Origin of the sequence: Arcobacter arenosus (assembly GCF_005771535.1) — a bacterium.
Taxonomy (GTDB): domain Bacteria; phylum Campylobacterota; class Campylobacteria; order Campylobacterales; family Arcobacteraceae; genus Halarcobacter; species Halarcobacter arenosus.
In genome coordinates this window covers 25,937-33,577 of the sequence record NZ_VANU01000009.1, presented here as the reverse complement: position 1 = coordinate 33,577, position 7,641 = coordinate 25,937, and the positions used below count along the sequence as shown (strand labels likewise).

The window sequence follows — 7,641 nt, the reverse complement described above, 5'->3', positions numbered from 1 at the left end:
TCTTAACAAACCTTTTATTGTTAAAGAACGTTTGAATCGATACTCTTAACTTCTTTTCGTTAAGTGTGTCACTCAAATTGGACGGGAATTATAATAGAATTTTTACCCCTTGTCAAGAGTTTTTTCTAAAATGTAGCTTAAATTTTGAAATTCCTGCTTTTTATCTATTTATTTCTTGAAATAAAGCCTGTATTAGATTCTATTACAATAGAAGAAGTCCCTTCTTTTAGGGATTTTAACTCAACAGTACATATATTTTCTAGTTTATACTCATTTTCTGAATTTTCAAAATTACTTAATTTTGTATATACATTTCCATCATCTCCAAAGGAAATTTGTCCAATTGAGCTAGTATTATTACAACTAACATTAACCTCATCAATACCAAACTCTTTTGTTAATAAAACATATTTACTTGTATTTGGTCTATATTCACATTTATTAGTTGAGTAGATTTTTTTATTTGTTAAAGGATCAGATAAACTCTCCTCTAAACCTGGATGACCAGTCATATTTGTATCGCTATATATAACATAATAGATACCACCAACATTTTTATTACAGTTTAAAAACTTTAAGCTCCATCTTTTTTTATGCCAAAACAATTCATCATTATCTCTTTTTGAATCAATTAAAGCTTGATACCTGAGCTCTTTTAAATATAAAACTAATCTATTTGTTGCTTTTTCTAAATTGTTATCTTCATATTTGTATATAGTAAAAGTTGATACTATTATTAAAATTGCTATTACTATTAACAATTCAAATAAAGTGAAACTTTTTTTCATATCTTTTTTATAATATATGCAGTGTAGATAATTTTTCCATAATATTTTATATCAAATTTATAATCATATATTTTTAACTCTTTTGTAGTAAGATAAAATTCATCCCCAGAATTGATATTATAAAATTTTAATCTAAGAGATAATTTCTCATCATCAGTATAGATATTATTAATATTGTTCTCTTTTAAATTCAATGCTAATTGTTTTACATAATCATATTTATAAATAAAATGTTTTTTAGGATCTTCAACTAACATATATAATGGCTTATTAACAATTGTAAAAAAAAGATTTGTAAAAAGAACAATTAATACCAAACTACTAATAATATAATATTTATTTCTAAACTGCGGAAGTCTAACTCTAATAGTATGTAAAAAAGTTCTTACCATGTAAGGTAAAAAAATTACAACATAAGGTGCATAATCTTCAATATTAATTCTTTGTCTAAATGATAATATAAAAGAAAATATTAATGATGTCGTTGCTATGTACCAAATAAGTCCTCTTTCTCTTTTTATACCACTTCTATAAACTGTATAAAAAAAATATATAAAAAGTAAGGGAGAAAATATTGTTGCATAAATTGCAAAGGTGTCAACTAAGAAACCTCTTGGTTTTCCAGATGAATCAAATCCGTAAATACTCATTGATATAATAAATAACACTAAACTAATTATTAATAATTTTTTGTCTTTATGTCTTAGAGAAAAGAAAAATAGTGCTAAATATAAAATGGCAAAGGAATTATCAACAAATAAAAAAAGAACCAATAAAGCATAAGAATGTTTTTTTAATTTTTGGTAATATAAAACATATAATAAAACTAAAAAAGTAACTACAATTGCACTATTTACCAATAAAGAAGCACTTATCAAACCTGGAAGTATCATAAAAATGCTCAAAGATATATATCTATCACTTTGTTTTTTGAAAAAATCTTTACTTAAATAAAACATCAATAATAAGCATAATAGATAAAACAATATAAATGGCAATCTTAATGCAATATCATTTTGTCCAAAAATGTATATAGAAGAATTTGTTAAAATAGTTAATAAAGAGGTGTTTTTAAATACATTTAGTGCTTCACCATATGAGATACTCATAGAGTTAGCACTATAAAATAAAGATAATAGTACTACAAAAAAAAGCGTATAAAAAATATTTTTGTAACTATTATCGTTTAAACTCATAATTTTAAGAAATTATCTATTATTTTAAATCCATACTCACTCATAATTGATTCAGGGTGAAATTGAACTCCATAAACTTGTTTATCTTTAATCTCTAAAGACATAATCTCATTATCATCCATACTATATGATGTTGGTATAATAATTTCAGGTAAATTCTCTTTTTTTACTGTTAAAGAATGATATCTAGTTTGAGTAAATTCATCGGGAAGAGTATCAAAAATTTTTGTTTCTTTAACCCTTTTCATTTTAGAAGTTTTACCATGCATCATATTATCTGCTTTAATTACTTCTCCACCAAAAACCTGAGCAATACTTTGATGACCTAAACAAATACCAAATATTGGTTTTTTATCAGCAAAATGCTTTATTACGTCTAAACAAATACCTGCATCATCAGGAGTTGCAGGTCCTGGAGATATAATTATCTTTTCAGGGTTTAAAGCTTCTATCTCTTCTACACTTAATTCATCATTTCTAATTACTTTTAAATCAGCACCTAATTCTAGGCAATACTGAACAATATTGTAAGTGAATGAATCATAATTATCAATCATTAGAATCATCTATTATATTCCTCTATTAGAAAATACATTCTATATTTAAGACGATATTATATCAATATTAACATTAAAATGTATTTTTTAAAAAAAGTAACAAAACTGTAAATCTATCTTCAATTAATTAAGATATAATTTTATTATGAAAATTCTAAAAATAATAACAATACTATTAATACTTATGGCAAACTTGTATTCTAAAACATTAGATAAAGTAACTATACAATTAGACTGGCTACATCAATTTCAATTTGCTGGATATTATATTGCAAAAGAAAAAGGTTTTTATGAAAATGAAAACTTAGATGTGAAGATAAAAGAGTTTGACTACAATATAAATATTTTAGATGATTTATTAAATAAAAAAATAGAATATGCTGTAGGGAAATCATCCCTTATTGTAGATAAACTAGAGGGAAAGGATATAGTTTTTTTATCTGCTATATATCAAAATTCACCAATGGTGTTAATCTCGTTAAAAAAATCAAATATTTTTTCACCAAAAGATTTAAAAAATAAAAAAATCATGATTACTACTGATGCTAAACTTGCAGCAAGTATTAATTCAATGATTATCTCACAAGGGGTATCTTTAGATAATATAAATTTTCAAAAACACTCTTTTAAACTTGAAGATTTGATTAATGGAAAAACAGATGCAATGGCTTCTTACCTTTCAAATGAGCCATTTATTTTAAAAGAAAAAAATATAGACTTTGTTATTCACAATCCAAGTGATTATGGCTTTGATTTTTATGGAGGTATATTTTATACCTCAAAAACAGAGCTAGACCAAAATCCACTTAGAGTAAAAAAAGTCTATAATGCTACATTAAAAGGTTGGAAATATGCCTTTGAAAATATTGAAGAGACAGCAAAACTAATTTTTGATAAATATAATACCCAAAATAAAAGTTTAGAATCTTTAATATATGAAGGTCAAATTTTAAAAAAATTAGCAAAATACGATGAGGGTTTATTAGGTACTTTTGATAAAAAAAAGATTGAAGAGATAAAAAGATTATATCTTCTTTTAGGAACTACAAATAAATCATACTATCTTGAAAATTTTATCTATTCACCAAATCAAATATTAAAAACAAAAAAAGTTGATAATTTTTTAAAGGAAAATCCTTTAACTTTAGTTACTAATAATAACTATCCACCTTTTACTATGATGATTGATAATAAAATCTCAGGTATTGAAATAGATTATTGGAAACTTATAAATAAAAAACTTAGTACAAACACTGCAAGTACATTAATAGTCCATGACATAAAAGAAGCAATTAGTAAGATTGAGAAAAACCCAAATCATGTTAAATATAGTTTTAGTAAGCATGACAAAAAATCAAAACTACTTGAAACTATTCCAATAGCACAATTAAAAATTGGTATTGCAACAAAATTTAACAAGCCATATATTTCAGACTTAAATGAAATAAAAAACAAAAAAATTGCAATAGCAAAAAATGCATTATATTATGAACAAATCAAAAAGCTTTATCCAGATATTGATTTTGTAAAAATTGATGATTTAAATAAGGCTATAAAATATTTAAATGAAGATAAAGTTTATGCAGTAATAGCAAAAGTTCCAGCAATTGCATATGTGATTTCAAAAAAAGATTATCAAAAAATAAAAATTTCTGGAACTGTAGATATTGATTTTGAATTAAAACTTGTAGTAAATAATGGGAATAAAAAACTATTAAAGCTACTAAATGAATCTATTGCTTTAATAAGTGATGAAGAGAGACAAGAGATTAATAATAAATACTATTCAATTGTATATCAAGACCAAGTTGACTACACTTTTATATTAAAGTTTATTTTTCCTTTGGTATTGATTATTATATTGTTACTTATCTATAGTTTTAGATTAAAAAGAGAGATGAAAAAATCAAGTTAAGGTAATAAAATACCTTAACTATTATAATTGGAATTTTTTTATAAATTCATCTGATATATCTAGAATACCTCTTTGTCTTAAAGAATCAATAACTTCTTTTGAACAATCAACATCATCTGGCCATCTTCTTTTAAAATTATCATGTGCATTTTTATTTGTACCATCAACACAAATAGTATTTAAATCAATATAAATATCTCTATTTGAATCAATATTATTTACAACTCTCCAAATTAACATATATGGATTTTCTACATCATTTTGATTAGCATCATCAACAATTACTAATATTTTTAAATTATCATATAATGGTTTTAAATCTTCAAAAAGATATTTTTGACTTCTATTTTTTTCAACAGTAATAACAGTAACTGGATTTTTTGTATCTTTATAGTATTGTTTTAAATTTTTTACATCAGAAGATATTTCTTGCATCTTTTCTAATAATTCATTATCTTCTAAAACTGTAATTCCCAATTCATCAATTTCATCCCCTGTACAATCTAATCCAAGTTTTCCACCAACTGCAAATTTAGGTGAACTATGATCAAGGGCATCAACTACACCTCTAGTAATTAACAACTCATCAATATCAATTCTATTTAAAATATGTTTGCATATTGCATCATGGTCTGTTAAATCAGGAGCATCTTCATTTACAAAAATTGCATGTTTAACAAAACTCATTTGCCCTACTCCCCAAAATGCGTGCATCATTTGTTGAGCGTGTCCAGGATATAAAGTTTTAATTTTTGCTAAAATTAGATTATGAAAAACACCATTTTCAGGCATATAATAATCTATTAAATCAGGAGCTGTTGTTTTTAAAAGCGGAAGGAATATTCTTTCAGTTGCATGCCCCATATATTTGTCTTCCAAAGGTGGTTTCCCAACAACTGTTGCTAAGTACGTAGGTTTTGCCTTACTTGTAATTGCTGTTACTTCCATAAAAGGATATTCCTCTTCTAAAGTATAATACCCAGTATGATCACCAAAAGGTCCTTCTATTCTCATTTTTGAGGTATCAACAAAACCTTCTATTACATAATCATTATCTTTTGGAATATAAATATCATTTGTAACAGATTTTACAAGTTGTGCATTTTTACCTTTTACAAACCCATAAAGCATTAATTCAAATACACCAATAGGAAGAGGTGCTTGTCCACACCAAATATACATTGGATCACCACCTATACCAATAGAGACTGGCATTTTTTTACCAGCTTTTTTATATTCATGGAAAAAGTGATTAGAATCTTTATGAATCTGCCAATGCATACCTAAAGTATGGTCATCATAAACTTGAAGTCTATACATACCAAGATTTTTCATTTCACCATTTAATGAAGTAGTATAAACTTGTCCCATGGTAATAAAAGGACCTCCATCTTGCTCCCAAGTTGTTAATATAGGTAAATCAGAAAGTTTAGCATCTTTTCCAAGTTTTATAAGCTCTTGACACTCCCCTTTACCTTTTAATTTTTTTGGAATTACATTTTTTAATGCAAACAACTTCCCAAAAGTTGAAAGTTTTTCACTAAATGTAGTAGGTGGTTTCATTTTAAGTAGGGACTCTATTTCGTCTCCAATTTTATCTCCATCACCTATAAATAGTTTTACTGCTTTCTCATTACAAAATACATTCATTAATACTGGTACATCAAATTTTTTATTGTTTTTTCTATCAACCACATTTGTAAAAAGAATCGCTTTAGAGTCAGCTCTTTTTACTTCAATATATGCAATATGTGGAATCTCAAGATAAATATCAAGTTCATCATCAATAATTTTTAAAAGATTATTGTTCTTTAAAATTTCTATAGCTTTTTCCATTATATCCTCTAGGTAATCTAATAATTAGTCAAAATCTTATATCATTTTATCAATAAAAAATAGTTTATAGTAGAGGTTTTAAGTATGCTTAATAAAATTAAATACAATTTTGATGAAGTGATTGATAGAGAAAATACTGATTGTGCAAAGTATGATGCACTAGAATTTTATTTTAATGAAAAAGATCTACAACCACTGTGGGTAGCAGATATGGATTTTAAAACCCCTGATGTAATAAATAATGCAATTATAAATAGAGCAAAACATGGAGTTTATGGTTATGCTAAACCCTCAAAAGATACTTATAATCTTGTAAAAGAGTGGATGAAAAAAAGACATAATTGGGAGATTGAAACTTCATGGATTAAGTTTGTAAATGGTGTTGTACCCGCCTATAGTGCAGCAATTGAAGCCTTTACAAATGTTGAAGATGAGATTATTGTTCAAACTCCAGTTTATTTTCCTCTATTTAAAAGTATAAAAGCTAATGGAAGAAAACTTATAAAAAACTCTTTAAAAGAAAAAGATGGTTACTACACAATGGATTTTGAAGATTTAAAATCAAAAATCACACCAAAAACAAAATTAATGGTATTATGCTCTCCCCATAACCCTGTTGGTAGAGTTTGGGATAAAGAAGAATTAAAAGCTTTAGGGCAAATTTGTATAGAAAACAATTTAATTATAATAAGTGATGAGATTCATGCCGATTTAGTATTTAAAAAATTTACTCCAATGGCATCAATTTCAGAAGAAATTTCTAAAATTACACTAACATTAAACTCCCCTGGAAAAACTTTTAACATAGCTGGACTAAATTGTGCATATGCTATTTCTGAAAATGAACAATTATTAAAAAATTTTGAAAAAGAGGCCCAAAAAAGGGAGATATCATCGATTAATGTTTTTGGTTTTACGGCTTTACAAGCAGCATATACTCATGGTGAAGAGTGGCTAGAAGAATTATTAATATATCTAAAAAGTAATATAACTTTTACTAAAGACTACTTAATTAGTCAGGATTCAAAAATAAGTTTTTTTGAACCAGAAGCTACATATTTACTTTGGTTAAACTTTAAAAAAATTTCTAATAATCACGAACAAGTAAAACAAAAGCTACTTAAAGAAGCAAAAGTTGCACTCAATGATGGAACTAGCTTTGGTATCGAAGGAAAGGGCTATTTTAGGCTGAACTGTGCAACTACAAAAGCAAATTTAGAAAAGGCATTGGGTAAAATTGTTACATATTTTTAGTGATTTTTTTTAACAGTATTACAATTCTTCTCAATTAACAAATAAAGTTTAAGGTATTTATCACATATGACCAGATAGTTATACTTTTTATAGTA

General features: G+C 25.6%; 6 protein-coding genes. 2 read left to right on the top strand and 4 right to left on the bottom strand.

What is annotated here, in order from left to right; translation table 11 throughout:
• Positions 1-164 precede the first annotated feature (164 nt).
• The 3 genes from FDK22_RS15310 to FDK22_RS15300 form a co-directional block, all read right to left on the bottom strand.
• Positions 165-788, bottom strand: coding sequence for a type II secretion system protein (locus tag FDK22_RS15310; protein ID WP_138153863.1), 624 nt, complete (start codon positions 786-788; stop codon positions 165-167).
• Positions 785-1,897 (bottom strand): hypothetical protein, encoded by a 1,113-nt coding sequence (locus tag FDK22_RS15305; RefSeq protein WP_228711738.1) that lies wholly within the window; start codon positions 1,895-1,897, stop codon positions 785-787. Before FDK22_RS15305 ends, FDK22_RS15310 begins: the two co-directional genes overlap by 4 nt.
• 83 nt (positions 1,898-1,980) lie before the next feature.
• Entirely contained in the window at positions 1,981-2,550 is a 570-nt protein-coding gene (locus tag FDK22_RS15300) for an anthranilate synthase component II (RefSeq protein WP_138153861.1), read from the bottom strand.
• 136 nt (positions 2,551-2,686) lie between these two features.
• On the opposite strand from FDK22_RS15300, the gene FDK22_RS15295 reads away from it, so the two are divergent.
• Entirely contained in the window at positions 2,687-4,456 is a 1,770-nt protein-coding gene (locus FDK22_RS15295) for an ABC transporter substrate-binding protein (RefSeq protein WP_138153860.1), read from the top strand.
• A 21-nt stretch (positions 4,457-4,477) separates the two neighbouring features.
• Here the strand turns inward: FDK22_RS15295 and FDK22_RS15290 are convergent, their stop codons facing one another.
• On the bottom strand, positions 4,478-6,292 hold the full coding sequence (locus FDK22_RS15290; RefSeq protein WP_138153859.1) for a menaquinone biosynthesis decarboxylase: 1,815 nt from the start codon (positions 6,290-6,292) through the stop codon (positions 4,478-4,480).
• Positions 6,293-6,376: 84 nt separating this feature from the next.
• Between FDK22_RS15290 and FDK22_RS15285 the strand changes: the two genes are divergently transcribed.
• Positions 6,377-7,546 carry a MalY/PatB family protein gene (locus FDK22_RS15285; RefSeq protein ID WP_228711737.1) on the top strand — a complete coding sequence of 390 codons (1,170 nt, stop codon included), beginning with the start codon at positions 6,377-6,379 and terminating at the stop codon, positions 7,544-7,546.
• Positions 7,547-7,641 lie beyond the last annotated feature (95 nt).

Bases quoted from the DNA above. Each gene is read 5' to 3' on its own strand.
- FDK22_RS15310 (WP_138153863.1), bottom strand. From the start codon at position 788: ATGAAAAAAAGTTTCACTTTATTTGAATTGTTAATAGTAATAGCAATT.
- FDK22_RS15300 (WP_138153861.1), bottom strand. From the start codon at position 2,550: ATGATTCTAATGATTGATAATTATGATTCATTCACTTACAATATTGTT.
- FDK22_RS15305 (WP_228711738.1), bottom strand. From the start codon at position 1,897: ATGAGTATCTCATATGGTGAAGCACTAAATGTATTTAAAAACACCTCT.
- FDK22_RS15285 (WP_228711737.1), top strand. From the start codon at position 6,377: ATGCTTAATAAAATTAAATACAATTTTGATGAAGTGATTGATAGAGAA.
- FDK22_RS15290 (WP_138153859.1), bottom strand. From the start codon at position 6,292: ATGGAAAAAGCTATAGAAATTTTAAAGAACAATAATCTTTTAAAAATT.
- FDK22_RS15295 (WP_138153860.1), top strand. From the start codon at position 2,687: ATGAAAATTCTAAAAATAATAACAATACTATTAATACTTATGGCAAAC.